At 68.3% G+C, this 25,626-nt stretch carries 24 protein-coding genes and 1 pseudogene; 7 read left to right on the forward strand and 18 right to left on the reverse strand.

The genetic code is table 11. The features are described from left to right. Positions 1-5: 5 nt before the first annotated feature. A complete protein-coding gene (locus V3W46_RS16445) occupies positions 6-1,364 on the reverse strand; it encodes a glycerate kinase (protein ID WP_331784222.1) in 1,359 nt (452 codons plus the stop codon). Positions 1,365-1,555: 191 nt separating this feature from the next. Here V3W46_RS16445 and V3W46_RS16450 point away from each other — a divergent pair, with 191 nt between their 5' ends. After that, positions 1,556-2,143: a DoxX family protein gene (locus V3W46_RS16450; RefSeq protein WP_331784223.1), complete on the forward strand. Its 588-nt coding sequence runs from the start codon at positions 1,556-1,558 to the stop codon at positions 2,141-2,143. Positions 2,144-2,196: 53 nt separating this feature from the next. On the opposite strand, the gene nrdF is transcribed toward V3W46_RS16450, so the two are convergent. From nrdF to V3W46_RS16485, 7 genes are all read right to left on the reverse strand, one after another. Continuing rightward, a complete protein-coding gene (gene nrdF, locus V3W46_RS16455; RefSeq protein WP_331784224.1) occupies positions 2,197-3,171 on the reverse strand; it encodes a class 1b ribonucleoside-diphosphate reductase subunit beta in 975 nt (324 codons plus the stop codon). Positions 3,172-3,296: 125 nt separating this feature from the next. Then, positions 3,297-5,444, reverse strand: coding sequence for a class 1b ribonucleoside-diphosphate reductase subunit alpha (gene nrdE, locus V3W46_RS16460; protein WP_331784225.1), 2,148 nt, complete (start codon positions 5,442-5,444; stop codon positions 3,297-3,299). Further along, entirely contained in the window at positions 5,429-5,848 is a 420-nt protein-coding gene (nrdI, locus tag V3W46_RS16465) for a class Ib ribonucleoside-diphosphate reductase assembly flavoprotein NrdI (protein ID WP_331784226.1), read from the reverse strand. The genes nrdE and nrdI overlap by 16 nt, the downstream gene beginning before the upstream one ends. Positions 5,849-5,907: 59 nt before the next feature. Beyond that, complete coding sequence (gene nrdH, locus V3W46_RS16470) at positions 5,908-6,144, reverse strand: glutaredoxin-like protein NrdH (protein WP_331784227.1); 237 nt, start codon at positions 6,142-6,144, stop codon at positions 5,908-5,910. Positions 6,145-6,423: 279 nt separating this feature from the next. Continuing rightward, entirely contained in the window at positions 6,424-7,863 is a 1,440-nt protein-coding gene (locus tag V3W46_RS16475) for an MFS transporter (RefSeq protein ID WP_331784228.1), read from the reverse strand. Between the two features lie 135 nt (positions 7,864-7,998). Further along, a complete protein-coding gene (locus V3W46_RS16480; RefSeq protein ID WP_331784229.1) occupies positions 7,999-8,730 on the reverse strand; it encodes a cyclase family protein in 732 nt (243 codons plus the stop codon). After that, complete coding sequence (locus V3W46_RS16485) at positions 8,690-10,063, reverse strand: APC family permease (RefSeq protein WP_331784230.1); 1,374 nt, start codon at positions 10,061-10,063, stop codon at positions 8,690-8,692. Before V3W46_RS16485 ends, V3W46_RS16480 begins: the two co-directional genes overlap by 41 nt. Before the next feature lie 175 nt (positions 10,064-10,238). Here V3W46_RS16485 and V3W46_RS16490 point away from each other — a divergent pair, with 175 nt between their 5' ends. Further along, on the forward strand, positions 10,239-11,132 hold the full coding sequence (locus tag V3W46_RS16490; RefSeq protein ID WP_331784231.1) for an ROK family protein: 894 nt from the start codon (positions 10,239-10,241) through the stop codon (positions 11,130-11,132). Positions 11,133-11,222: 90 nt separating this feature from the next. Here the strand turns inward: V3W46_RS16490 and V3W46_RS16495 are convergent, their stop codons facing one another. From V3W46_RS16495 to V3W46_RS16510, 4 genes are read right to left on the reverse strand one after another with little or no spacing between them, the layout of a single operon-like run. After that, the gene (locus V3W46_RS16495) at positions 11,223-11,588 is read right to left on the reverse strand and encodes an SHOCT domain-containing protein (RefSeq protein WP_331784232.1); all 366 of its coding nucleotides are present in this window, start codon (positions 11,586-11,588) and stop codon (positions 11,223-11,225) included. Positions 11,589-11,640: 52 nt separating this feature from the next. Then, entirely contained in the window at positions 11,641-12,066 is a 426-nt protein-coding gene (locus tag V3W46_RS16500; RefSeq protein WP_331784233.1) for a DUF6325 family protein, read from the reverse strand. A 37-nt stretch (positions 12,067-12,103) separates the two neighbouring features. After that, the gene (locus tag V3W46_RS16505; RefSeq protein ID WP_331784234.1) at positions 12,104-12,775 is read right to left on the reverse strand and encodes a GAP family protein; all 672 of its coding nucleotides are present in this window, start codon (positions 12,773-12,775) and stop codon (positions 12,104-12,106) included. Between the two features lie 13 nt (positions 12,776-12,788). Continuing rightward, complete coding sequence (locus tag V3W46_RS16510; RefSeq protein ID WP_331784235.1) at positions 12,789-14,417, reverse strand: SulP family inorganic anion transporter; 1,629 nt, start codon at positions 14,415-14,417, stop codon at positions 12,789-12,791. Between the two features lie 140 nt (positions 14,418-14,557). Between V3W46_RS16510 and V3W46_RS16515 the strand changes: the two genes are divergently transcribed. Further along, complete coding sequence (locus tag V3W46_RS16515) at positions 14,558-15,556, forward strand: formylglycine-generating enzyme family protein (RefSeq protein ID WP_331784236.1); 999 nt, start codon at positions 14,558-14,560, stop codon at positions 15,554-15,556. Positions 15,557-15,675: 119 nt separating this feature from the next. After that, positions 15,676-16,080, forward strand: a complete 405-nt coding sequence (locus V3W46_RS16520; RefSeq protein WP_331784237.1) for an SHOCT domain-containing protein — start codon at positions 15,676-15,678, stop codon at positions 16,078-16,080. 205 nt (positions 16,081-16,285) lie between these two features. On the opposite strand, the pseudogene V3W46_RS16525 reads toward V3W46_RS16520, so the two are convergent. Both V3W46_RS16525 and V3W46_RS16530 read right to left on the reverse strand, forming a co-directional pair. Further along, a pseudogene (locus V3W46_RS16525) lies at positions 16,286-16,564 on the reverse strand (sulfatase-like hydrolase/transferase); the annotation flags it as partial. Between the two features lie 137 nt (positions 16,565-16,701). Next, positions 16,702-17,712: an NAD-dependent epimerase/dehydratase family protein gene (locus tag V3W46_RS16530; RefSeq protein ID WP_331784238.1), complete on the reverse strand. Its 1,011-nt coding sequence runs from the start codon at positions 17,710-17,712 to the stop codon at positions 16,702-16,704. A 152-nt stretch (positions 17,713-17,864) separates the two neighbouring features. On the opposite strand from V3W46_RS16530, the gene V3W46_RS16535 reads away from it, so the two are divergent. Both V3W46_RS16535 and V3W46_RS16540 read left to right on the forward strand, forming a co-directional pair. Continuing rightward, positions 17,865-18,134, forward strand: a complete 270-nt coding sequence (locus V3W46_RS16535) for a hypothetical protein (RefSeq protein WP_331784239.1) — start codon at positions 17,865-17,867, stop codon at positions 18,132-18,134. A gap of 391 nt (positions 18,135-18,525) precedes the next feature. Then, positions 18,526-19,815 (forward strand): arginine deiminase, encoded by a 1,290-nt coding sequence (locus tag V3W46_RS16540; RefSeq protein WP_331784240.1) that lies wholly within the window; start codon positions 18,526-18,528, stop codon positions 19,813-19,815. Between the two features lie 18 nt (positions 19,816-19,833). Here V3W46_RS16540 and V3W46_RS16545 read toward each other — a convergent pair whose 3' ends face one another. Genes V3W46_RS16545 through V3W46_RS16555 form a run of 3 tightly spaced genes read right to left on the reverse strand, consistent with a single transcriptional unit; the run spans position 19,834 to position 22,692 of the window. Continuing rightward, positions 19,834-20,064: a hypothetical protein gene (locus V3W46_RS16545; protein ID WP_331784241.1), complete on the reverse strand. Its 231-nt coding sequence runs from the start codon at positions 20,062-20,064 to the stop codon at positions 19,834-19,836. 48 nt (positions 20,065-20,112) lie between these two features. Further along, on the reverse strand, positions 20,113-21,267 hold the full coding sequence (locus tag V3W46_RS16550; RefSeq protein WP_331784242.1) for a cystathionine gamma-synthase: 1,155 nt from the start codon (positions 21,265-21,267) through the stop codon (positions 20,113-20,115). 60 nt (positions 21,268-21,327) lie between these two features. Beyond that, complete coding sequence (locus V3W46_RS16555; RefSeq protein ID WP_331784243.1) at positions 21,328-22,692, reverse strand: cystathionine beta-synthase; 1,365 nt, start codon at positions 22,690-22,692, stop codon at positions 21,328-21,330. Positions 22,693-22,745: 53 nt separating this feature from the next. Here V3W46_RS16555 and V3W46_RS16560 point away from each other — a divergent pair, with 53 nt between their 5' ends. Continuing rightward, positions 22,746-23,489, forward strand: a complete 744-nt coding sequence (locus tag V3W46_RS16560) for an isochorismatase family protein (RefSeq protein WP_331784244.1) — start codon at positions 22,746-22,748, stop codon at positions 23,487-23,489. A gap of 186 nt (positions 23,490-23,675) precedes the next feature. Here V3W46_RS16560 and V3W46_RS16565 read toward each other — a convergent pair whose 3' ends face one another. Then, on the reverse strand, positions 23,676-25,550 hold the full coding sequence (locus V3W46_RS16565; RefSeq protein ID WP_331784245.1) for an ABC transporter ATP-binding protein: 1,875 nt from the start codon (positions 25,548-25,550) through the stop codon (positions 23,676-23,678). Between the last annotated feature and the right edge of the window lie 76 nt (positions 25,551-25,626).

Here is a 25,626-nt window from a genome sequence, read left to right on the forward strand (position 1 = left end):
ACGCCTCAGAGCGCCGCCGCGGGCGTCTTCGCGTCGCCCTTCGCCAGCGACCTCCCCGCCGCGTGCAGAAAGGGCTTCGGGTTGGCGATCGCCTCGGCCGAGCTGCCGGCGAGCTCGGTCAGCGAGACTAAGGCGGCGAAGTCGTCGGGGTCGGTCTCGATGCTGCCCGCCACCAGCAGGGCGAACGCGTCGAAGCGCTGGGCGAGCGCCAGAACGTAGCCCGGAACCTTGCCGGCCGCCGACTGGTTGTCGAACCGCCCCTCGCCCGTGATGACGACGTCGGCCGTCTCGATCTGGGCCGGCAGCCCGATGGCGCTTCCCACGGCGTCGGCCCCGGCACGGATGCTCGCGCCCCACACCAGCAGACCGAACCCGGTTCCGCCCGCGGCTCCTCCCCCCGGCGCGGCGAGGTCGATCGCGGCAATGGCGCCGTTGCCCGCTGAGGCCTGCCCGTGGGGCGCGGCAACGCCGCCGTCACGGGATACATCGCCCGAGCCGTCGCCGTCTGGCGCGGGCGCGAACCCCGAGACGTCGGCCTCGCCCGTCACCGGGTCGGCAATGTAGCCGAGGTCGCCCTCCGACCACTCCTGCAGATCGACGGGGGCGTCGACGGCGGCGATGGCAGCCGGGTCGGCGCCGAGCACACGGGCGAGCGTGGCGAGTGCGGCATCCAGCTCGCCCACGGTGTCGGGGTCGGCGCCCTTCTGCGGGCCGAAGACGGCGGCCGCGCCGTTCTCACCGAGCAGCGGGTTGGTCACGTCGGTGACGACCACGGCGCCGTCGGTCGGCAGCGCCCGGAGCCCAGTCAGGTCGGCGGAGGCGAGGGCGGCCAGACCGCGGGCGCCGGGCACAATGGGCTCGCCTGCGCCGTCGAGGAAGCGGGCGCCGAGGGCGCTCAGCGCTCCTGCGCCGCCGTCGGTCGACGAGCTGCCCCCGATGGCGAGCAGGAGCTTGTCGACGCCGTGGTCGAGCGCCGCGGCGATGGCCTGGCCGAAGCCGATGGTGTGGGCATCCAGCGGACGAAGCGGGTCGAGGAGGGTGATGCCGCTGGTGTTCGCGAGCTCCACCACGCCGGTGCCGCCGGTACCCGTGTCGCCCGGCGCCGGGGGCAGCCACAGCCATTCGGCCTCGACGGGCCGGTCGTCGGGGCCGGTTACCCTGACCGCGATTCGAATCGCGCCGGGCACCGCGAGGGCGAAGGCGTCGATCGTTCCCTCGCCGCCATCGGCCATCGGCAGCAGCTGAACGGTGTCGTCTGGGCGGGCGTCACGCCAGCCGGCGCCGATGGCCGCAGCCACCTCGGCAGCGGTCGCGCTGCCCTTGAACGAATCGGGCGCGACAACGACGTTCAGCGACGGGCTCATGGCTTCAATCCTGCCCTACGCCGCGTGCGGGCGCCGCGTAGCGCCGCGGTCGCAGCGGACCACCAGACCTCGACTCGGGGAGGCGAACCCCGGTCGGTCGCGTCAAGCCCCGATCGGTCGCCGGGCGAGTGCGCTAGCGTGGCAGCAGGCAGAACCTGTGGTTTCGATCATCCACCCCGGCGGAGGCACTCATGAATCTTGGCAAGCTCTTTCTTCGACTGCTGATCGGCGGGCTCTTCGTCGGCCACGGACTGCAGAAGCTCACCGGCTCGTTCGACGGCCCCGGCCTCGACGGTGCCGAGAAGATGATGAGCAGCATCGACATGAAGCCCGCGAGGCGCAACGCCGTACTCGCGGCCGGTACCGAGACGTTCGGCGGAGCGGCGTTCGCACTCGGGCTGCTCACGCCCGTGGCATCCGCCGGGCTCGTGGCGACCATGCTGACCGCGGTGCGCAAAGTGCACTGGAAGAACGGCGTGTGGAACAGCGGCGGCGGCTTCGAGTACAACGCCGTGCTGATCGCCGCGGTCACCGCTCTCAGCGAAGACGGGCCGGGAACGGTCTCGCTCGATTCCCTCTTCGGCAAGCGCCGCTGGGGCGTACTCGGTGGGGTGCTGGCGCTCGGCGGTGGCATCATCGGGTCGCTGGTCGCCGTCGAGCTCGGCAAGCGCGCCAGCGAGGCGGCCGCGTCGGCCGATGACGCCGACGAGGCCGAGGAGCTGGTGGGCCAGCTGCCCGCCGACTCCGACGACGTGGCCGCTCAGGGCGGCGCCGCCTAGGCCTCCGACGCCCTCCGACGCCACGATCCTACGCGCGGGTGGGCGAGAGGAGCCTAGAAGTCCCAGTCTTCGTCTTCGGTGTTCACGGCCTTGCCGATGACGTACGACGAACCGCTGCCCGAGAAGAAGTCGTGGTTCTCGTCGGCGTTCGGCGAGAGGGCCGAGAGGATGGCCGGGTTCACGTCGGTGACCGTCTTCGGGAACATCGGCTCGTAGCCGAGATTCATCAGCGCCTTGTTGGCGTTGTAGTGCAAGAACTTCTTGACGTCTTCGGTCAGACCGACCTCGTCGTACAGGTCTTGCGTGTACTGCGTCTCGTTCTCGTAGAGGTCGTAGACGAGCGCGAACGTGTAGTCCTTGATCTCGTCGCGCTTGGCCTGGTCGACCTTCTCGAGCCCGCGCTGGAACTTGTAGCCGATGTAGTACCCGTGCACAGCTTCGTCACGGATGATGAGACGAATCAGGTCGGCCGTGTTCGTGAGCTTCGCCCGCGACGACCAATACATCGGCAGATAGAAGCCCGAGTAGAACAGGAACGACTCGAGCAGCGTCGAGGCGACCTTGCGCTTCAGCGGGTCGTCACCGTGGTAGTCGTCGAGAACGATGTCTGCCTTCTTCTGCAGGTTCGGGTTCTCGGTCGACCAGCGAAACGCCTCGTCGATGTCTTTCGTGTTCGACAGCGTCGAGAAGATCGACGAGTACGACTTGGCGTGCACTGACTCCATGAAGGCGATGTTCGTGTACACCGCCTCCTCGTGCGGGGTCACCGCGTCGGGAATCAGCGAGACGGCGCCGACGGTGCCTTGGATGGTGTCGAGCAGCGTCAGCCCGGTGAACACCCGCATCGTCAGCTGCTGCTCGGCCGGCGTCAGCGTGGCCCACGACTGCACGTCGTTCGAGAGCGGAACCTTCTCGGGCAACCAGAAGTTGTTCACGAGACGGTTCCACACCTCGACGTCTTTGTCGTCTTGGATCTTGTTCCAGTTGATGGCCTGCACATTGCGGGCCAGTCGAAGCTGTTCAGCCACGGGTTTCTTCTCTTCTCACGGTTCGCTGGTTGAGGAGCGCGAAGCGCGTATCGAAACCAGCATCGATGCGCTCGGGTGTGTTGGTTTCGATACGCGACTTCGTCGCTACTCAACCAGCGGACCTACTACAGGGTGCAGCTGACGCAGCCCTCGATCTCGGTGCCCTCGAGGGCCATCTGGCGCAGGCGGATGTAGTAGATCGTCTTGATCCCTTTGCGCCACGCGTAGATCTGCGCCTTGTTGATGTCGCGGGTGGTGGCGGTGTCGCGGAAGAACAGCGTCAGCGAGAGGCCCTGGTCGACGTGCTGCGTCGCCGCGGCGTAGGTGTCGATGACCTTCTCGTAGCCGATCTCGTACGCGTCCTGGTAGTACTCGAGGTTGTCGTTCGTGAGGAACGCAGCCGGGTAGTACACGCGCCCGATCTTGCCCTCCTTGCGAATCTCGATCTTCGACGCGATCGGGTGGATGGACGCCGTCGAGTTGTTGATGTACGAGATCGAGCCGGTCGGGGGCACCGCCTGCAGGTTCTGGTTGTAGATGCCGTGCGCCATCACCGAGGCGCGCAGCTCCTCCCAGTCGGCCTGCGTCGGGATGTGGATCGACGCGTTGTCGAACAGCGACGCGACCTTGACGGTGGCCGGCGTCCACGCCTGCGAGGTGTACTTGTCGAAGAACTCGCCCGAGGCGTAGGTGGAGTCGGCGAACCCGTCGAAGGCTTCGCCGCGCTCGATGGCGATGCGGTTCGAGGCCCGCAGCGCGTGGAACAGCACCGTGTAGAAGTAGATGTTCGCGAAGTCGACACCCTCCTCCGACCCGTAGAACACGCGCTCACGAGCGAGGTAGCCGTGCAGGTTCATCTGGCCGAGGCCGATAGCGTGCGAGCGGTCGTTGCCGACCTCGATCGAGCGCACCGACGAGATGTGACTCTGGTTCGACACCGAGGTGAGGCCCCGGATGGCCGTCTCGACCGTGAGGCCGAAGTCGGGTGAATCCATGGTCAGCGCGATGTTGAGCGAGCCCAGGTTGCACGAGATGTCTTTGCCGATCTCGGCGTACGACAGGTCTTCGTTGTAGGTCGTCGGCGTGTTGACCTGCAGGATCTCTGAGCAGAGGTTCGACATGTTGATGCGCCCCTTGATGGGGTTCGCCTTGTTCACGGTGTCTTCGTACATGATGTACGGGTAGCCCGACTCGAACTGGATCTCGGCGAGCGTCTGGAAGAACTCACGCGCCTTGATCTTCGACTTGCGGATGCGCGGGTCGTCGACCATCTCGCGGTACTTCTCGGTCACGCTGATGTCGCCGAACGGCACCCCGTAGACCCGCTCGACGTCGTACGGCGAGAACAGGTACATGTCTTCGTCGTTCTTGGCGAGCTCGAACGTGATGTCGGGCACGACGACACCCAGCGACAGGGTCTTGATTCGGATCTTCTCGTCGGCGTTCTCCCGCTTGGTGTCGAGGAAGCGCAGGATGTCGGGGTGGTGCGCCGACAGGTACACCGCGCCGGCACCCTGGCGGGCACCGAGCTGGTTGGCGTAGCTGAAGGAGTCTTCGAGCAGCTTCATCACGGGAATGATGCCCGACGACTGGTTCTCGATCTGCTTGATGGGTGCGCCGGCCTCGCGGATGTTCGACAGCAGCAGCGCGACACCGCCGCCGCGCTTCGACAGCTGAAGCGACGAGTTGATCGCCCGCGAGATCGACTCCATGTTGTCTTCGATGCGCAGCAGGAAGCACGAGACGAGCTCGCCGCGCTGGGCCTTGCCCGTGTTGAGGAAGGTGGGGGTGGCCGGCTGGAAGCGGCCGCCGATGATCTCCTCGACGAGGTTGATCGCGAGCGTCTCGTCACCGTCGGCCAGGCCGAGGGCGGTCATGACCACGCGGTCTTCGAAGCGCTCGAGGTACCGCTTGCCGTCGAACGTCTTCAGCGTGTACGAGGTGTAGTACTTGAACGCCCCGAGGAACGTCTCGAAACGGAACTTCTTCGAGTACGCGAGGTCGTTGAGCTTCTGGATGAACTCGAACGAGTACTGGTCGAGCACAGCCTGCTCGTAGTACTCCTTCTCGACCAGGTAGTCGAGGCGCTCCTTCAGGTTGTGGAAGAAGACGGTGTTCTGGTTGACGTGCTGCAGGAAGTACTGCTTCGCCGCCTCTTTGTCTTTGTCGAACTGGATGTTGCCGTCGGCGTCGTAGAGGTTCAGCATCGCGTTCAACGCGTGGTAGTCGAGGGCCGTGGCCGCGCCCGGCGCCTCGATCAGTGTGCTTTCCAAAATTCATCCAATCCTGTTGTGACGGCCTCGACATCGTCGGGCGTACCGAATACTTCAAAGCGATAGAGAGTGGCGACGTCGCACTTCTTCGAGACGATGTCGCCGGCGAGGCAGTAGGCCTCGCCGAAGTTCGTGTTGCCGGCAGCGATCACACCGCGTATGAGCGAGCGGTTGTGCGTGTCGTTGAGAAAGTGGATGACCTGCTTGGGTACTGCGCCCCCGTTTGTTCCCCCACCGTACGTGGGCAGTACGAGCACGTACGGGTCGTTGACGACGAGCGGCTTCTCCCGTGCCCCGTTCTTGTATGCATTGACGGGGATGCGTTTCGCCTGCCGGCCCAGCTTCTCGACGAATCGGTGCGTGTTGTTAGAGACGCTGGAGAAGTAAACCAGATCTGTCACCATCGAGCACTTCCGACGCGCGGAGCGCCGGAGAGGCACCGGCGCTTCATCAGCACATACATCTACGCGACAGAGCGGGCTGCCAGCTCGGCGATCTTGTCGGGGCGGAAGCCCGACCAGTGGTCGTCGTCGGTGATGACGACGGGAGCCTGGAGGTACCCCAGCTCTTTGACGGCCGCGAGGGCCTTCTCGTCGACGGAGACGTCGAAGATCTCGAACTCGAGCCCCTTGTTCTCGAGGGCGCGGTAGGTCGCCGTGCACTGTACGCACGAGGGCTTGGTGTAGACCGTGATTGCCATGTATTGCGCCTTTCGCTCATCACCGTCGGCTACGCCGATGGGTGCGGATTCTGGATGAAATTCTGTACCGGCCGATGTTCTCCCTGCCGGGGAATCCAACACTACATCTAGTTGTCAGTTTCTGAACAGACCCCTACATGAAGTAGTTACACCCGTGTAATTTTCCACAGGTTCGCACCGCTTTCCACACTTATTCAACACCCGCCATCCACAGGTAATTCCGCGAAAAACCGGCCTTCGATTCAGAACTGTGGATAACCTCGCCCCACGAAAAAAAATCTACTCGCCACCACTGACATCGGCCGCTTCGGCGTGTCGCGCACGCACCCTGCCGCTGAGCGCCAGGGCGAACAGGCCCAGGATGCCCGACAGCACAAAGCACCCCGTGAAAGCAAGCACGCTGACCGCCTCGGCCGACCCCGCTCCGGCCGATGCCCCCTGGCCCGCACCGGCCGAGCCGCCGCCCAGCGCGGCGAAGATGCCGGCGGTGAGGGCGAGGGCGAGGGCCGCGATCGTCGAGTCGGAGATGGCCAGGGCCGAGGAGTTGAAGCCCTGGTTCGACGGCGTCGACAGACGCAGGGTCGCCACCGAGAGTCGCGGGTAGACCACGCCCATGCCGGCACCGGCGAACACCCAGCCCGCGATGGCGACACCGGCCGGCAGAGCCAGCAGCGAGCATCCGAGGGCCGCAGCCACCGCCACCAGAACCAGCACGATTCCGAGACGGATGCTCGCGGTGTCGCTCCAGCGGCCGGCGAACCGGGTCATCGCCCACGACGCGATCGCCCACGACACCCCCGACACCGACAGCGAGAGCCCGGCCAGCGTGGGCGAGAAGCCGTACTGGCTGGTGAAGAAGTAGGGCAGGTAGGTGTCAGAGGCGAAGTAGGCGCCCGACAGCAGTCCGCGCAGCACGATGATCGTGGGCAGCCCGCGCGCCGCCCGCAGCGCCCCGGCCGGCAGCAGGGGGCGAAGAGCGAACACCGCCACGACGATGGCGGCCAGCGACACCAGCCACACCGTCACACCGCTGAACTGGCCCGCCAGGCTCGCGCCCAGCACTGCGAGGGCGGCGACGATCGACCAGAGAATGCGTGTGGCGTTCCACGGAACGTCGCTGTGCGCGGTCGGGAACCCCCGCATGACGGGCACCACCATGATCATCGCGAGCAGCACCAGCACGACGACGCCGAGGAAGACCCAGCGCCAGCCGACCGTCTGTGCCACCGCGCCGGCGACGAACGGCCCGACCAGCGAGGGGATCACCCAGGCGGCGGCGAAGGCGGCGAACACCCGCGCATGCAGGTGCGGCGGAAAGACGCGCGCGACCAGAACATACAGCGCGACCGTGAGCCCGCCGCCGCCGAGACCAGAGATCAGCCGGCCGGCGACCAGCATCGGCATGCTCACCGCGAACCCGGCGACGAGCAGCCCGCCGGCGAACGAGAACACCGCGGCGTACAGGGCACGCTTCGGACCTGCCCGGTCAGACCAGTTGCCGGCGACGACCATGCCCACCACGCCCACCGCCAGCGGCCCCGAGAAGGCCAGGGCGTACAAGCTGCCCCCATCGAGTTCGCGGCTGATCGTGGGCATCACCGTGGTCACCGCGAGCGCTTCGAACGCCGCCAGCAGGATCATCGCCAGCATGCCGACGGTAACCCAGCGGTAGGGCCGGTTCAGGATGCCCGCCTCGGCCTCGTCGGTGTCGCTGGTCACACCTCTGAGCCTACGGCGCCCCACCGCCGCCCACCGAGCCCTGCCCGGCGTTCGGTAGTGCGCAGATGCACGCTATGACGCCCCAGAACGTGCTCGTGCGCAAAGCGGGCCGCGCGAGACGCCGCCCGCCGCGGGTCAGGGGCCGTCGATGGTCGCGAAGGCTCGCACCGGAAAGGTGCCGAACCCGGCCACCTTCGCTGGCACCGCCGTGAACCGCGCGCCTCTGAACGGCAGGCCGCCGAGGCCCGTCAAGTGCTCGACGACGTGGATGCCCGCGTCGAGCAGCAGCGAATGGGCGGGTCGCGCGCCGCCCGACTGCGGCGAAGTGTCGTCGATGTTCAGCGAGTCGATGCCCACCAGCGCCACCTCCCGCTCGACCAGCAGCCGCGCCCCGTCTTCGCTCAGGAAGGGAGCGCCCGAGGCGTACGCAGGAGTGCCGAAATGAGCATCCCAGCCCGTGCTGAGCAGAACGGCGGTGCCCCGCAGGTCTTCGGTGCCGAACGCGTCTGCGGTGACGGCGCGGCCGTCGAACGCGAACTCCGACTGGTCTTCGGGCGCCGGGCCGTCGAGCGAGGTGCCCGCGACGCCCGGAAACTGGAAGACGACGGCCGGCAGTTCGGCGAGTGTCTCGAGGGCCAGCGTCGAGAGGTCTCCGCCGTCGGCGTAGCGGTGGAACGGGCTGTCGAGATAGGTGCCCGTGTTGCCGATCATCGTGATGATGTCCATCTGGAACTGGGTGCCCGGCGCGTAGTTCGCCCGCGACGCCTCCCGGGTGAGATGCGGCGTGAACGTCGGAGACGGCAGGCCCGGGTAGGTCACCAGCCCCTCACTGATCGTGTGGCTTAGGTCGACGAATCGGCGTGACATGGCCCTTCTTCCTGTGCAGTGCGGGTGTGACAACGGTAACAACGAGTGCGGTAAGCGCCAGCACGGCTGGTGCGAGCAGGTGGGCACCGGCGAGCACGAGCAGCCCGGCGACGAGCAGAATGGATGACCCGGCCATCCACCACCCCACCGAGAACCGTTTCAGCAGCCGGAGCGCCGCCGCGACTCCGAGCGCGTAGACAGCCACCATGCAGCTGGTGTGCACGAGGATGAACGGGGTCAGGGTGCCGCCCGAGAGCACCATCAGCGTGTAGTCGACGGCGGCCAGGCCGGCGACCAGCAGCAGGGCTCGACGCGGCAGACCACCCGCTTCAGAGCCCGCACCGAACCAGCGCGGCAGGTCGCCGTCGCGGCCCAGCGACGCGCCGAGCTTGGCGAAGGCGCCGACGTAGGCGTTCAGCACTCCGAGCGCGACGATCGCCGCGATGGAGGCCACGGCGATGCGCCCCCAGAACGGTGCCGCGGTCTGCACGAGCGCGAGCAGCGGCACTGTGCTCGAGCCGGCCGACGAGCCGAGTACGCCGACCGTGACGATCTGCAGCGCGAGATAGGCGGCACCGACCACCACGATCGCGATCGCGGTGGCGCGCGGAATGGTGCGCCGCGGGTCGACGAACTCGCCCGCGATGTGGGTGACGGCCTCCCAGCCCGCGAATGCCCAGACGAACAGGCTGATCGCGGTGCCGACGCCCGCCCAGCCGTGCGGCAGCAGCGGCTCGAAGTTCGCCGGGTCGGCCGCCGGCGCGGCCGCCACCACCACCCCGATCACCGTCGCCACCAGCAGAGCCGACAGCACCAGCTGCGCCCGCCCCGACACTCGCAGTCCGAACGCGTTGAGCACGAACGAGGGCACGAGAATGACCGGAGCGACCACGAAGGCCACCCACTCAGGTGCGCCCAGCACCGCGACGACGTACTCGGCCCCGAGCAGGGCGACGACGGGCGTGCCGACCGACACGCCGAAGAAGAACCAGTAGCCGGTCATCCGTGCCGCCGTTCGGCCGAGCGCCGAACGCACGAACGTGGCGACGCCGCCCGAGTCGGGAAACCGCGCGGCGAGCGCCGCGAACGTGCCGGCGAGCGGCACCGAGAGCAGCACGAGCACCGCGACGGCCACGATCGACCCCGGCCCGGCGGCCTGCGCGGCGAGGGCGGGCAGCACCAGGATGCCCGTTCCGAGCACGGCCGCGATGTACAGTGCCGCGCCCTGGGCGAGCCCGACCGTTCCCCGGTGTACGCCCGGCCCGCCCGTCGCGTCCGGCGCAGCCGACCCGCCCGGCGCGGCCGACCCGCCCGCCGCCTCCTGACCTGTCATGGCTCCATCGTGGCCCGCCCACTCCCGCGGCGACATGGCTGCCCCGCCCACTTTCGTCGTTTTACTGCCACGCCAGGCGTTTTGGTACTGTTCTGGAGGCGCCGCGTGATCACCCGGCACCCGGCACCAGGCACCAGCTGCAGCCGCAGCGTTTCGACGAGAGCACCGCACCACGATGACCGACTCCCCCGCACTCGTGCACGTCGTAGACGTCGGCGGCAGCCACGTCACCGCCGCCGTCACCCGCGGCGGCGAGGTCGTCGCTCGAGTGCAGCGCGACATCGACGCCCACGGCTCGGTCGACGAGATCGTGGGCGGCTGGGCGGCCGCCTGCCTCGAACTGGGCGCGGCACCGGGGGCGCGCTGGGGCATCGCCATGCCCGACCCGTTCGACTTCGAGCGCGCCGTCGGCACGTTCGAGAACGTCGCCAAGTTCGAACGCCTCGCGAATGTCGACCTGCGCGCCGAGCTGGCGCCACGGCTGTCGACCGAGCCTGCGAACGTGCGGTTCGTGCACGACGCGGGTGCCTATGGCATCGGCGAGTGGGTGTACGGCCAGGCGGCCGGGTTCGACCGCGCCGTGTGCATCACCCTGGGCACCGGCATCGGGTCGTCGTTCCTCGACCACGGTGTGCCGGTGCGCACCCGCGTCGACGTGCCGACCAATGGCACCGTGCACCTGCTCAGCATCGGGGGCGAACCCCTCGAAGACACGGTCTCGACCCGCGCCATCATCGCGAGCTACGAACGGATGACCGGCGAGACCCTCAGCGTCAAAGCCATCGCCGAGCTCGCCCGCGCCGACAGCACCTCGACCGCGATGGCGGTGCTCGCCTCGGCGTTCGAGGCGCTCGGCGGCGCACTCGCGCCGTGGATCGACGCCTTCGACGCCGCCGTGCTCGTCGCAGGCGGGTCGATCTCGCGTTCGTGGGATCTGCTCGAGGCCCCGTTCCGCGCCGGGTTGGCGGCGCAGTATCCCGAGCGGGCGGCGCGGGTCGAGCTGCGGGCATCCCGCCTGCTCGACGACGCGCCCCTGCTCGGCGCAGCGTACTGGCTCACGCACGCCTGACGGCCGCACCCGGGCCACGGTCAGGCAACACCCGGGCACGGGCGCCCAGGGTCAGGCCGCACCGGGGCGGCCCGCACCTGGGCCCGAACGTCAGATGCCGAGCAGCTTCGCCTTCGCGGCCGAGAATTCGGCGTCAGACAGGATGCCCTGCGAGTGCAGGCCGGCCAGTTTCTGCAGCTCGCCGATGACATCGCTGCCGCTGTCGGCCGGAGCAGCCGGTGCGGGCGCGGCGACCGGTGCCGCCGCCGTCTGGGCCGCCACGGCCGCTGCAGCCGCCGCGTCGATCTGGGCCTGCTGCTGCTGGGCCTCGTACTGCTGCTGCTCGGCCTGGCCCTGCTGCTTCTCGGCGCTGCGGCGCTGCATGCCGCCCGAGACGGCGGTGGCCGTTCCGGCGACGACGGCGGTGCGGGCGGCGAGGCCGATCAGGCCGGGGCGGCCCATTCTTCTCATCATCATGATGTGCTTCTCTCTGCGTGTTGTTCGGGTGTGGGGAGGGAGTGCGAACGGCTCAGTCGGTGATCTCGGCGAGCGCCGCGTTCACGATCGGCGCGGGAATGCGCTCGAAGCCGAGCACGGTGCCGTTCGACTGCGCCAGCTTCGACGCGAGGTTCTTGGCCCAGACGAGCTCGACCACCACGAGCGCGGCCGAGGTTCCGGGGGGAACCGATTCGGCGAACTCCGCGATGTCTTCGTCGGCCGCGAGACCCGTGGCCTCGAGTTCGACGCCGCCGAAGCCGTACTCGTCTGAGACGTCTTCGATCTCGACGGTGCTCACCTCGCCGAGCTCGTTGCGTGTGATGAAGGTGAGGTCGAGCAGGCGCACGAGCCCGCCCTCGATGAGGTCGGCGATGGCCTCGACCACTGCGGGGCCGGGGCGCTCACCCTCGAACCCGATGAGAAGCATCTCGACGGGCCCGTATTCGAAATCTGCCATTGTGTTACTCCTTGTTGGTTGATGGTGCGTGACGGGATCAGAAGTTGGCGAGGCCCTTGCCGATGACGACGATGCCGATCACGAGCAGCAGGATGCTCATGACGGTGGCGTTGTTGTGCACGAGCCAGGTGCGCAGCTGCTGCAGCGCACCGGTGAGCCGGGCCGAGGCGATCAGGTAGCCGATGACGGGCACGGCCACGGTCGAGGCGGCGATCACCGTGAACACCGCGATGACGACCACGTCGTCGCCGACCGGCAGCGCCGCCGAGCCGATGGCCACGCCCGCGGCGACCCCCATCAGCAGGTTCTTCGGGTTCAGCGCCGACAGCAGAAAGCCGAGCCCGAGGGCCTTCGGGGCGGTCATCGAGTCGATGGCGGCCATCCACTTCGGCAGGGCCGGCTCGGCGTCGCCCTTCGGCCGCGAGCGCCACTGCCGCACGGCGAGCAGCAGCAGCAGGATGCCCAGCACGATCTTGATCGTGCCCGCGGTCGGATTCGATGCGTCGTCGCCCCCGGAGGGCAGCAGCGACGACAGCAGGGTGAACACCACGACCGCGACCACGATGCCGAGAATCCAGCCGAACAGGAAGCCGAGGCTGGTGCCCCGCGCCTTCGGCGAGAGCAGCATGAGAATGGCCGCGATGATCGGAATCGGGCTGATCGCGATGCCGAAGGCAAGGGGCAGAATGCTGCCGATTGCTGAAACCATGCAGAGTCTCCCGCTACCTCAGGGCCAGGTCGGCGACGGCCGCCCGGTTCGTTGGGTACACCGTAACGCCTGAGAGCAGCGCGTAGTGGTCGAGTTTCTGGGCGAGATCGGGCCGCAGCCGACTGTAGGCGAGGGCCACCCCGCGCCCGGTGAGCCAGGCGCGGGCGTTCGTGAAGCTCTCGGCGCCGGTGACGTCGATGTCGGTCATCGCCTCGAGGTCGAGCACCAGCGTGCTGACGGGTGCCCCGACCGCCCTGTGCACCGCGCTCTCGAACACGCTCGCGTTGGCGAAGAACAACGGCGCGGCGAATCGCAGCACCACCAGTCCGGGCGCCGTGAGAGAGCCGACCGTGCCGTCGGCGAGCAGCGATGTCGCGGGTTCGTCGTCGGCCCCGATCACGTCGATGGCCGGGTTGGCCGCTCGGCGAGCCAGGTTGATCAGCGACAGCACGAAGGCGATCACGATGCCGGCGATCGGGCCGAGCAGCAGCGCGCCGAGGAAGCACACCGCCCCGATGACGAACTCGAACCGCTGCTGGTGCCAGAGCATCCGGAACTCGGCGATGCCGAGCAACGGGATGATCGCCACCGCCACGATCGCCCCGATGGCCGGCGACGGAATGTGTTCGAGCAGCGCCGTGCCGAAGATGACCAGCAGCAGCGTGCCCACCGCGGTCACGATGCTCGGCAGCTGGGTGCGGCTGCCGCCCTGGTCCATGGCGGCGGTGCGCGAGGTCGACGAGCCGATCGTGAAGCCGCCGGTCGCGCCGGCCGCGATGTTGCCGAGGCCGAAGGCCATCAGGTCACGGTTGGGGCTCGTGGGGTAGCCGCGCTTCTCGCCGTAGCTGCGCGCGACGAGCAGGCCCTCGGCCATGGTCACGAGCACGAGCGCGATGGCCGACGGCACGAGCTGCAGCCACGTCAGCCAGGGCAGAATCGGCCAGGTCAGCGTGGGTGGCCCGGCGTCGATCGGGCCGAGCACGGCCACACCGGCGTCTTCGAGATCGGCGAGAACGGTGACGATCGTCGATGCGATCAGCACGAGGAGCGCCCACGGCACGGCGCGTGCGAATCGGCGGCCGATGATCAGCACGGCGATCGACCCGACTGAGATGGCGACCGCCCAGACATTCACCGTGGGCAGGCCGGTGATGAGGCCGCCCAGCTTCTCAACGAAGTCGCCGCCGCTGTTGATCTTCACGCCGAGCATCTTCGCCACCTGGCTGACGAGGATGTCGAGCGCCAGGCCGCCGACGAACCCGATCAGAATCGGTTTCGAGAGGAAGTTCGCGAGGAATCCGAGCCGGAACACCGAGCAGAGGGCGAAGAAGACGCCGGCGATGATGGCCTGGGCGAACGCCATGGTGAGGTAGCTCTGGCTGCCTGCGACGGCGAGCCCGCCGAGCGAGGAGGCGACCAGGGCGGCGGCAGCGGCATCCGGAGACGCCACCAACTGCCGCGACGACACCATGAGCGCGTAGACCACGGCCGGCACGATGAGGGCATACAGACCGGCGGTCGGCGGCAGCCCCGCGATCTGGGCGTAGCCGATGTTCAGGGGAACGGCGATGGCCAGCAGGGTGACGCCGGCGAGCGTCTCACGCCCGGCGTTCTGCAGCGTCAGACCAGGAAGAACCCGCACAGACCCCCTCCTTCGGCTCACCCGAGTGCCGGTGATGATGTCGAGCGTAGCGCCAGAGGCCCGATCGGCGAACGGGCATCAGCCGAATGAGATGAGCACGAACTGGGCCGCGCACCGGGGCCGGGTGGCAGAATTGCGTCATGGATGCTCTGCCCACCGGTGACGCCGTGACGATACCCGGCGGCACGTTCCTCATGGGCTCGAACGAGTTCTACCCCGAGGAGGGGCCGGTGCACGAGGTCACCGTGGGGGCCTTCGAGCTCGATCGGCACCCGGTCACCGTGGCGCAGTTCCGCCGGTTCGTCGAGGCGACCGGATACGTGACCGTGGCTGAGCGGCCGCTCGACCCCGCCGACTTTCCGGGCGCCGACTCGGCCGACCTCGTGCCGGGCGGGCTCGTCTTCGTGCCGTCTGCCGGCCCGGTGGCGCTCGACGACTGGCGCCAGTGGTGGGCGTGGGGCGCCGGGGCGAACTGGCGCGAGCCGTTCGGTGCGGGGGCGCGGCCCGCGGGGTGGGCCGAACGCCTCGACGAGCATCCGGTGACCCAGGTGAGCTTCGAAGACGCCTCGGCCTACGCCGCCTGGGCCGGCCGGCGGCTGCCCACCGAAGAGGAGTGGGAGTTCGCGGCCCGCGGCGGCAGCACCCGTCAGACCACCTACGCCTGGGGTGACGAGGTGCGCCCGGGCGGGCGTGTGATGGCCGACACCTGGCAGGGCCGGTTTCCGTACGCCAACACGGGGGCCGACGGGTGGCGCGGCACGGCTGCGGTGGGGTCGTTTCCGCCGAACGGCTACGGGCTCGTCGACATGATCGGCAACGTGTGGGAGTGGACGTCGAGCTATTACACGGCGAGGCACGAGGCGGGCGCACACGGCGAGGCCGCCTGGGCCTCGGGGGCCAGTCACCCGGCAGAAGCGGCAGGGTGCGCGTGCGGGTGCAGCCCGAGCGATGCCGGCCGGGCGGCGGCGAGCGCGGAACCGGGGTCGAGCATCCCGCGCCGTGCACTGAAGGGCGGCTCGCACTTGTGCGCGCCCGAATACTGCCTGCGCTACCGGCCCGCGGCCCGCTCACCGCAGGCCGACGACACCGCCACGACGCACATCGGATTCCGGTGCGCACGCTCGATCGACGCCGCCTGATCTCATCCGAATCGGTTGTGTCGCCGGCGTACGCGGAGCGTCATACTTGAGGCACCGAACCGTGCGAACGGGCACGCGGACTCGCGCCTACCCGGGGCGCATCAACAAGGGGAATCATCATGGATTTTTTCAACAACGTCTGGAACGTCATCGGCATCTTCTTCTGGAGCTTCGTCTTCATCGCCTACCTGATGGCCCTGTTCTCGATCATCGGTGACCTGTTTCGCGACCACCAGCTGAACGGGTGGTTCAAGGCCATCTGGGTCATCTTCCTGATCTTCGTGCCCTTCCTCACCGCGCTGGTGTACCTGATCGCGCGTGGCCGGGGCATGGCAGAGCGTTCGCAGGCCGCGCAGAAGCAGGCCGAGACGGCCGCGAACGACTACATCCGCACTGTCGCCGGCACCACGCCGACCGACGAGATCCACAAGGCGAAGGCCCTGCTCGACTCGGGCGCGATCTCGCAGGCCGAGTTCGACGCTCTGAAGGCGAAGGCGCTCGCGGGTACCATCACCGCGGTCTGACGCGGGGGTTTCGATACGCGTCGCTGCGGCGCGCTACTCAATCAGCGAGCGAACCGCCGGTCGAGTAGCGCGCCGCAGGCACGCGTATCGAGACCTGCCCCCTACTGGTGGCGCATGGCCGCGGCGAGCCACTCCTCGGGGTCGATGAGGTGCGAATGGTCGTCCACCGTGATCTCGGCCGTCACCGACCACGACCGGTTCTTCACGTTGATGGCCACGTTCCCATGCCGACCTGGTGGTGGTTGCGGCCCGAGAGCATCGCGGCGCGGGTGGGCGAGCAGATCGCTGTGGTGTGAAAACGGCTGTAGCGCAGGCCGTCGTTCGCGAGTCGCTCGGCGGTCGGCATCGGCACCGGGCCCTCGAAGGCGCTGGATGCCCCGAAACCGACGTCATCGAGCATGATGAGCAGCACGTTCGGCGCCTTCTTCGGCGGCCGCTTCATCTCGATGGGCGGGAGCTTCTCCTCCATCTTCTTCGCGTCCATCACGATCGGGCCCACGTAGACCTGGTCGGGGATGGGCAGAACGGTACCGGGTAGCTCGTCGGCCATGTGGTGATTCCTCTCGATACTGCGCTTCACAGGGTCGATGTGCTGCCGGGCATCCGGCGACACACCTCGCGTCAACTCAGCAGGCTCAGCAGTTCCGCCTCATCGAAGTCTGACAGGCCGGCGCGGCGTCGATAGCGCCGCTGCTTCGCCTCGGGCCTCGTCTTCTCCCACGCCAGCGTGTCGGCCAGCGTCTCTTCGAGCGGGCGGTGACGCAGGCCGGCCGCCCGCGCCCGAGTGCTGTCGCGCGACGAGAACCCGGCGTACTCGGGCACCGGCAGCCAGAGCGGCAGAGAGCGGTCGCCGGCCCACGGTTCGATGTCATTCGCCTCCAGCCAGTGCTGTCGGGCCTTGACGACGCGCCCGGTGTGGCCGGCGACGCTGCGGGCGACGTCGAGGTGATCGGGCAACGGGATGCTCGGCCCTGTCGTATTGAACGTTCCGTGCAGCTTGTTCTCTGCCGCGTCGACCAGCCACTCGGCGAGGTCGCGCACGTCGATCACCTGCGTCAACAGTTCGGGCACGTCGGGCACCAGCACGCGGCCGTCGGGCACGCTCGGCTTCGAGAAGCGCCACGGCCAGTACCCCGTGCGGTCGAAGGTGTCGCCGGGGCCGCCGATGAGGCCCGACCGTGCGACGAGCATCCGGTCGTCGCCGAAAGCATCGAGAACGGCCTGTTCGCAGGCGACCTTCGCCTCGCCGTAGGTCTCCATCGACTCCATGACATCGCCGGCGAGAGGGGCGAGCAGCTCGGCGCTCTCGTCTTGGTGCGGGGTCGAGGTGTCGGCGTAGACATTGCCCGACGACACGAACAGGAAGCGTTCGCTGCGCTCATGCAGGGCGGCGACGGCGGCCCGCACCTGGCCCGGCTGACGCGAGACGTCGAGTACGGCATCCCAGTCGCGGGTTCGAACGATGGCGTACGCGTCGGGGCGGCTGCGGTCGCTCTTCACGATCTCGGCGCCCGGCGGAACCGACCCCGACTCGCCGCGGGCCAGCGCAGCCACATAGTGCCCACGCCGCAGTGCGGCCACCACGACGTGCTGGCCGAGCCACGCTGTTCCGCCGAGAACAAGGAGCCGCATGCACCGAGTCAACACGCCCTGCCAGCAATGGGCAAGAGCAGATCTGCCACCCGCTTGCCAGTCTGGGGCCGCGCGCCTACCGTTGAAGAACTGATCGCGCCACCCGCCCGCACCGGCGGCGCGTGCCGCGTCAGCCACAGAAGGAGCTCACCATGACCGACATCCCAGGAATCCTGGCCAGCGAATTCGCCGACGACGCCCGCACCGTGCCCGGGCAGGAGGCGTTCACCAACCGCGCGCACGCGGCCGAGGAGAACGCCATCGCCGACGAGGGTGGAGACTCCATCGGCGACCGCCCCATCTTCTACAAAGAAGACGCTGCCGACTTCACCGACACCGAGGCCGAGGCCCGCGAGGCCGCCGCTGCCTCGGGCGAGTCGGGCTCCCCCGACGAGGCCACTTCGGGTTCCGCCGACCTCTGAACATATGGCTGCGCCGCCGCCTCTGCGGCGCAGCGTGGCGCTTCGCGCCCGCCTCCACCGCCCTCCCGCGCGACCGCCTCTGCGGCGCAGCGCGGCGCTACGCGCCCGCCGCCGCCGCCCTGCGTCACCACCTCTGCGGTGCAGCGTGGCGCTACGCGCCCGCCGCCACCACCCTCCCGCGTCACCACCTCTGCGGCACAACGTGGCGCTAGGCGCCCGCCGCCACCGCCCTCCCGCGCCGCCGCCTCGAGCCTCATCCCTTGTAAGCGCGCCAGTTTGGCACAAGGGCGGTAGTTCGAAGGGGTGCAGTTGCGCCCAAGGGGCGCGGGCGAGCGGGGACGGGTAGAGTGGCGCCAGAGCGCAGCGGGAGCACAGGGGCGAGGGAGATCGCGTGGTGGAGCTGGTGTCGGCGTCGTACGGGGTTCACTCCGAAGTGGGGGCGCTGCGCAAAGTGCTCGTCTGCGCCCCGGGGCTCGCGCACCGGCGGCTGACCCCGACCAACGCCGAAGCGCTGCTGTTCGACGACGTGATGTGGGTCGAGAACGCCCAGCGCGACCACGCCGCCTTCGTCGCCGACCTGCGCTCGAACGGCGTCGAGGTGGTCGAACTGCACGACCTGCTCGCCGAGACGATGACCATTCCGGGCGCCAAAGAGTGGTTGCTCAGCCGCAAGATCGTTCCCAACGAGGTCGGACTCGGGCTCGTCGACGACACCCTCGCCTTTCTCGACAGCCTCACGCCCCGGATGCTCGCCGAATACCTCATCGGCGGCCTCGCCACCTCCGACCTGCCCGACGAGTACCGCAACGGCTACCTGTCGCTCGCCCGTGAGACCACCGGCGTTCGCGAATATCTCATGCCGCCGCTGCCCAACACCCTCTACACCCGCGACACGACCTGCTGGCTCTACGGCGGAGTGACTCTCAACCCGCTGTACTGGGGAGCCCGCAAAGACGAGACGCTGCTCATGAAGGCGATCTACCTGCACCACCCCGACTTCGTCGGCTCGACGGTGTGGTGGGGCGACCCCGAGCAGAACTGGGGCCAGTCGAGCATGGAGGGCGGCGACATCATGCCCGTGGGCACCGGCGTGGTGCTCATGGGCATGAGCGAGCGCACGTCACGGCAGGCCATCACCCAGGTCGCGGCCGCGCTGTTCGAGCAGGGCGCGGCCGAGCAGGTCGTGGTCGCCGGTATGCCGAAACTCCGTTCTGCCATGCACCTCGACACCGTGTTCACCTTCGCCGATCGCGACATCGTGACGCTCTACCCCCGCATCGTCGACGAGGTGCACTCGTTCACGCTGCGGCCCGGCCCGGCGGCAGGCTCTGGTTCGGCATCCCGTCACGGCTCGACCCAGCCCACCCTCGACGTCACCGACGAGGGCCAGTCGCCGTTCACCGACGTGGTCGCGCGCGCCCTGGGGCTGCCCGGCCTGCAGGTCATCGCGACCGGCGGCGACGCATATGCCTCCGAGCGCCAGCAGTGGGACAGCGGAAACAACGCCGTCGCCCTGCGACCCGGCGTGGTGTACACCTACGACCGCAACACCCAGACGAACGACCTGCTCACGAGCGCCGGCGTCGAGGTCATACCCATCGTCGGCGCCGAGCTCGGCCGCGGCCGGGGTGGTGGCCACTGCATGACCTGCCCGATCATCCGCGAACCCGTCGTCTTCTGACGCGAAGCCCGGCCGGGGTCAGAGCACCCCGAGCACCGCGTCGCGCCTGAGCTGCGCGTGCGTCGCGTGGAACTTTCCGTCAGGTGTGAACCACGCCTCGTGACCCTCGGCATCGGGCTCGTTCTCGATCACGGGCCAGTGTTCGCGGATGTTCTTCACGTAGTAGCGCAGCTCGCCGCCCACCGTTCGCTTGGCGAGTTTGTCGGAGTTCTCGAGCTGGGCCGGTGTCGGATCGTCGTCGGTCGTCATGCCGACCATCGTAAATCGAGCCCCGTGACGCCGGCAAACCCGACCCGGTCAGAGCGCGCCGAGCGCCTCGTCGAGGTCGGCCAGCAGGTCATCGACGTTCTCGATGCCCACCGAGAGACGGATGATGTTCTCGGGCACCTCGAGCGCCGTGCCGCGCACCGACGCATGCGTCATCTCGCTCGGATAGCCGATGAGCGACTCGACCCCACCGAGCGACTCGGCAAGCGAGAACACCTTCGTCGACTCGGCGAACGTGCGTGCAGCGGCCGGCCCGCCCGCCAGAGCGACCGAGAGCATTCCACCGAAGCCACGCATCTGGCGGGCGGCGAGCTCGTGGCCCGGGTGCGACGGCAGGCCGGGGTAGTAGACGCGCTCGAGCGCCGGATGCCCGACCAGACGCTCGGCGATGGCCTGCGCGTTGGCACTGTGCCTGTCCATGCGCACGGCGAGCGTCTTGATGCCGCGAACCGTCAGCCAGGCATCCATCGGGCCTGACACGGCGCCCGCCGCGAACTGCTGGAAGCCGACCTTCGACGCGAGCTCGTCGTCGTTCAGCACGACGGCACCACCGAGCACGTCGGAGTGGCCGCCCAGGTACTTCGTCGTCGAGTGCACCACCACGTCGGCGCCGAGCGACAGCGGCTGCTGCAGATAGGGCGAGGCGAACGTGTTGTCGACCACGACGATGGCCCCGGCCGCGTGCCCGATCTCGGCGAGCGCCGCGATGTCGCTGATCTTCATGAGCGGGTTGCTCGGCGTCTCGAGCCAGAGAATCTTGGTCTTGCCCGGAACGATCGCGGCGCGAACGGCCTCGAGATCCATCATCTCGACCGTGTCGTTCAGGATGCCCGACTTCGAGTGGATCGTATTGATGAGCCGGTGCGTTCCGCCGTACACGTCGTTGCCCAGCACCACGTGATCGCCCGGTTCGAGCACAGCGCGCAGCAGGGCATCCTCGGCCGCCAGCCCCGACGAGAAGGAGTAGCCGTGCGCGGCGCCCTCGAGCGCGGCGATCAGCGTCTCGAGCGACGTGCGCGTGGGGTTGCCGCCGCGGGCATACTCGTAGCCGTTTCGAAACCCGCCGATGCCGTCTTGCACGAACGTGGAGGTCTGGTAGATCGGCGGGATGATCGCGCCCGTGGTGGGGTCGAACTCCTGCCCGGCGTGGATGGCGGTGGTCTCGAAGTGCTGTGATTCAGGCATGGTTTCTTCAACGCTCCTCGGCGCGAATGTATTCGTTTGTGACGGTCTGTGACGGGTGGCCTACGCGCTGAGGAAGCTCAGCAGGTCTTGCCGCGTGACCACCGAGACGGGCTTGCCGTCGTCGGTCACCAGCAGCGCCTGCGATGTGGTCAGAGCAGCGCGTGCGGTGGCGACCGACTCGTTGATGCCGATCAGCGGCAGCGCCTCGCTTGCGAACCCGCCCACCTTGTCGGGCATGTTCGCCTCGCCGCTGAAGACCTGCTCGAGCAGGGTCTGCTCGTTCAGCGACCCCACGACCTCGCCGATCACGACGGGCGGCTCTGCGGTCAGTATGGGCAGCTGGGAGACGCCGTACTTCGTCATAATCTCGATGGCGTCGTGCACCGTGTCGGTGGGGTGGGCGTGCACCAGGTCGGGCAGGGCGCCGTCTTTCAGATGCAGCAGGTCGCGAACCGTGCTCTCGCTCGACTCGGGGGTGAAGCCGTACGACCGCATCCACTTGTCGTTGAAGATCTTGCCGAGGTAACCGCGGCCACCGTCGGGCAGCAGCACCACGACGACGGCGTCGGCCGGCAGGTCTTTCGCCGCCTTGAGGGCCACCGAGACGGCGAGACCGCTCGAGCCACCGACGAGCAGGCCCTCTTCGCGGGCGAGCCGCCGGGTCAGCTCGAACGACTCGGCGTCGCTCGACGCGATCACCTGGTCGACGACCGAGGGGTCGTAGGCGGTGGGCCAGAAGTCTTCGCCAACGCCCTCGACGAGGTAGGGGCGCCCCGTGCCGCCGGAGTACACCGAGCCCTCGGGGTCGGCGCCGATGACCTGCACCCGGCCCTCTGACACCTCTTTGAGGTAGCGCCCGGTGCCGCTGATGGTGCCACCCGTGCCGACCCCGGCGACGAAATGCGTGATCTGGCCGTCGGTGTCGCGCCAGATCTCGGGGCCGGTCGACTCGTAGTGGCTGAGTGGGCCGTTCTGGTTGGCGTACTGGTTCGGCTTGAACGCGCCCGGAATCTCGCGGGCGAGCCGGTCTGACACCGAATAGTAGGAGTCGGGATGCTCGGGCGCGACGGCCGTCGGAGTCACGACGATCTCGGCACCGTACGCCGTGAGCACGTTGCGCTTGTCTTCACCCACCTTGTCGGGCAGCACGAACACGCAGCGGTAGCCGCGCTGCTGCGCCACCAGCGCCAGGCCGACGCCGGTGTTGCCCGAGGTGGGCTCGACGATGGTGCCGCCGGGCTTCAGGAGACCGTCGCGTTCTGCCGCGTCGATGATGCGCGTGGCGATGCGGTCTTTCGACGACCCGCCGGGGTTCAGGTATTCGATCTTCGCCAGCACCGTGGCATTGATGCCCTCGGTGACGCTGTTGAGCCGAACGAGCGGGGTGTTGCCGATCAGGTCGAGAACTGTCTCTGCGTACTTCACCCACTCACTGTACTTGACGGTTCACCACCGCCCACCGGTGTTACGTTGGGGCTGTGAATAGAGCGTTGATCGTCATCGATGTGCAGAACGAGTACGTCGACGGCAAGCTGCCCATCGGTTACCCGTCACTGCATGTGAGCATCCCGAACATCATGATGGCCATGGATGTCGCGGCCGACGCCCACGTGCCCGTCGTCGTCGTGCAGCACGTCGCCGGCGCATCGTCGCCGATCTTCGCCGCCGGCGGCCGCGGCGTCGAGCTGCATGAGTCGATCGCCGACAAGCCGCGCGACCACCTCGTGCAGAAGAGCGCGGCCTCGGCGTTCGACGGCACCGACCTCGCCGCGTGGCTCGCCGACGCCGGCATCGACACCATCACCATCGCCGGTTATATGACGCAGAACTGCGACGAGGCCACCGCCCGCGACGCCACGCAGCGGGGCCTGACCGTCGAGCTGCTCTCTGACGCGACCGGCACGCTCGACCTCGCCAACTCGGCCGGAACGGTCTCGGCGCAGGCCCTGCACGAGAGCGTTCTCGTCACCCTGCAGACTGGGTTCGCGGCGGTCGCCACCACATCGCAGTGGCTGGATGCCCTGCGATCGGGCTCCGAACTGGCGCTGTCGAACGTCTTCAGCAGCACCGAACCCGCGCGTCACCTCTCGCTGCACGAGAAGCTGGGGCGCTTCGGTGCCGCCACCCGCGAGCGGGCCGAAGAGGCCGGCTCGAACGTCGAGGCCACCGAGATCGAAGATGCCGGCCTCGGCGAGATGCTCGGCACCCGCCTCGGCTTCTGACCCCCGCTGGCCCCCGCTGGTTGAGTAGCGTCGCGCAGCGCCGCGTATCGAAACCGGCCCGCCTGCCCCCGCTGGTTGAGTAGCGGCGCGCAGCGCCGCGTATCGAAACCGGCCCGCCCGGCGAGGGTTTCGATACGCGCTCCGCGCTACTCAACCAGCGACCTACTCCGAGTAGCTCCGCGCTACTCAACCAGCGATGGCGGCAGTGACCTGCTCCGAGTACAGCGCCGCATAGGCGCCGCCCGCCGCCAGCAGGTCGGCGTGTGTACCCCGCTCGACGATCTCCCCGTTCTCGACCACGAAGATGACGTCGGCCGCGACGATGGTCGACAGCCGGTGCGCGATCGCGATGGTCGTTCGGCCCCGGGCCGCGGTGTCGAGCGCCTGCTGCACGATGCGCTCGGAGATCGAGTCGAGTGCGCTGGTCGCCTCGTCGAGAATGAGCACCGCCGGGTCTTTGAGCAGCACCCGAGCAATGGCGATGCGCTGCTTCTCGCCCCCCGAGAGCCGGTAGCCGCGCTCGCCCACGACGGTGTCGTAGCCGTCGTCGAAACTGAGAATGCGGTCGTGGATGTTCGCGAGCTTCGCTGCCGTCTCGAGGCCGTTCTGCGTGGCATCCGGTTTCGCGTAGCGCAGGTTCTCGGCGATGGTCGCGTGAAAGAGGTAGGTCTCCTGGCTCACGATGCCGAGGTGTGAGATGAGCGACTGCTGTTTCAGGTCGCGCACATCGACGCCGCCGAACAGCACCCGGCCACCGGTCGCCTCGTAGAACCGGGGTATGAGGTACGAGACGGTGGTCTTGCCCGCCCCGGAAGGGCCGACGAATGCCACGAACTGACCCGGCTCGATGTCGAACGAGACGCGGTCGAGGGTGGCTCGCGAGGTGGGCGACGCGTCGGCGTACCGAAAGGTGACGTCGTCGAACGAGACCCGGCCCGCCGCCGCCTGGCGGGTGGGCACATCGACGGCGCCCGGGGCGTCGGCGATCTGCGGCACGAGGTCGAGGTACTCGAAGATGCGCGCGAACAGCGCGCCCGAGGTCTGCAGGTCGAGAGCGACGCGCAACAGCCCGAGCAGCGGGAACAGCAGCCGCGCCTGCACGGTGGTGAACGCCACAATGGTGCCGGCCGTGATGTCGGCCGCACCGTTGTCGAGCAGAAAGCCCGCCACGAGGTACACGATCGCAGGGATGCTCGACAAGAAGATGCTGACCATGGCGAAGAACACCTGGCCGCTCATCTGCTGGCTCACCTGCAGCCGCACCTGGTTCGCGTTCTCGTCGGCGTAACGCGCGATCTCGGTTCCCTGCCGATTGAAACTCTTCGACAGCAGGATGCCCGACACGCTCAGGGTCTCCTGCGTGATTGCGGTCATGTCTGACAGCGATTCCTGCGTCTTGGTGGCTATCCGCGCCCGAACCTGGCCCACCCTCCGCTGGGCGATGACCAGAATCGGCATCAGCAGCACCGCGACGATGGTCAGCTGCCAGTTCAGCAGCAGCATTGCCACGAACGCCGCGATCACCGTCACCGTGTTGCCGAGCACACTCGAGATGGTGTTGGTCAGAACCGAGGCGACGCCGCCCACATCGTTCTGCAGGCGCGACTGGATGACGCCGGTCTTCGTCTTGGTGAAGAAGCTCAGATCCATCGCCTGCAGGTGGCTGAACAGCCGAACGCGCAGGGCGCCCATGACCTTGTTGCCGACGGTCGCGGTCAGGTACGTCTGCCACACCCCGAGCAGGGTGGTGATGATGTAGAGCCCGATCATCGCGCCCACGATCTCGCCCAGGGCCGGCAGGTTCGGGCCCCCGCCACCGGTCGGGAACAGCCCGACGTCGAAGGCGCGCGCGGTCAGCAGGGGCGGTATCACCGACAGAGCAGCGGCGACCAGCACCAGAACGATGGTCAGGATGATCGGCATGCGGTACGGCTGAAACAGCTCCGTGATGCGACGCAGCAGGTGCTCCACCTTGGGCGCCTCTGCGTTTCGCGCGCGCTGCGCGTTCGCGTCGCCGCCGCCCATCATGCGGGCCGGCGGACCGCCTCGTAATCCACTCATCCGTTCAGGCTAACTCCACCCGAGAGAGCACCCACCCCCGGCAGGTGGATGCTCTCTCAAAGCGCAATCGTCGGTG

It is taken from the genome of Subtercola sp. YIM 133946, from assembly GCF_036553535.1.
Taxonomy (GTDB): domain Bacteria; phylum Actinomycetota; class Actinomycetes; order Actinomycetales; family Microbacteriaceae; genus Subtercola.

Bases quoted from the DNA above. Each gene is read 5' to 3' on its own strand.
- nrdI (WP_331784226.1), bottom strand. From the start codon at position 5,848: ATGGTGACAGATCTGGTTTACTTCTCCAGCGTCTCTAACAACACGCAC.
- V3W46_RS16445 (WP_331784222.1), bottom strand. From the start codon at position 1,364: ATGAGCCCGTCGCTGAACGTCGTTGTCGCGCCCGATTCGTTCAAGGGC.
- V3W46_RS16490 (WP_331784231.1), top strand. From the start codon at position 10,239: ATGACCGACTCCCCCGCACTCGTGCACGTCGTAGACGTCGGCGGCAGC.
- V3W46_RS16515 (WP_331784236.1), top strand. From the start codon at position 14,558: ATGGATGCTCTGCCCACCGGTGACGCCGTGACGATACCCGGCGGCACG.
- V3W46_RS16495 (WP_331784232.1), bottom strand. From the start codon at position 11,588: ATGATGATGAGAAGAATGGGCCGCCCCGGCCTGATCGGCCTCGCCGCC.
- V3W46_RS16530 (WP_331784238.1), bottom strand. From the start codon at position 17,712: ATGCGGCTCCTTGTTCTCGGCGGAACAGCGTGGCTCGGCCAGCACGTC.
- V3W46_RS16535 (WP_331784239.1), top strand. From the start codon at position 17,865: ATGACCGACATCCCAGGAATCCTGGCCAGCGAATTCGCCGACGACGCC.
- V3W46_RS16545 (WP_331784241.1), bottom strand. From the start codon at position 20,064: ATGACGACCGACGACGATCCGACACCGGCCCAGCTCGAGAACTCCGAC.
- V3W46_RS16505 (WP_331784234.1), bottom strand. From the start codon at position 12,775: ATGGTTTCAGCAATCGGCAGCATTCTGCCCCTTGCCTTCGGCATCGCG.
- V3W46_RS16520 (WP_331784237.1), top strand. From the start codon at position 15,676: ATGGATTTTTTCAACAACGTCTGGAACGTCATCGGCATCTTCTTCTGG.
- V3W46_RS16550 (WP_331784242.1), bottom strand. From the start codon at position 21,267: ATGCCTGAATCACAGCACTTCGAGACCACCGCCATCCACGCCGGGCAG.
- V3W46_RS16565 (WP_331784245.1), bottom strand. From the start codon at position 25,550: ATGAGTGGATTACGAGGCGGTCCGCCGGCCCGCATGATGGGCGGCGGC.
- V3W46_RS16450 (WP_331784223.1), top strand. From the start codon at position 1,556: ATGAATCTTGGCAAGCTCTTTCTTCGACTGCTGATCGGCGGGCTCTTC.
- V3W46_RS16480 (WP_331784229.1), bottom strand. From the start codon at position 8,730: ATGTCACGCCGATTCGTCGACCTAAGCCACACGATCAGTGAGGGGCTG.
- V3W46_RS16485 (WP_331784230.1), bottom strand. From the start codon at position 10,063: ATGACAGGTCAGGAGGCGGCGGGCGGGTCGGCCGCGCCGGGCGGGTCG.
- V3W46_RS16500 (WP_331784233.1), bottom strand. From the start codon at position 12,066: ATGGCAGATTTCGAATACGGGCCCGTCGAGATGCTTCTCATCGGGTTC.
- nrdH (WP_331784227.1), bottom strand. From the start codon at position 6,144: ATGGCAATCACGGTCTACACCAAGCCCTCGTGCGTACAGTGCACGGCG.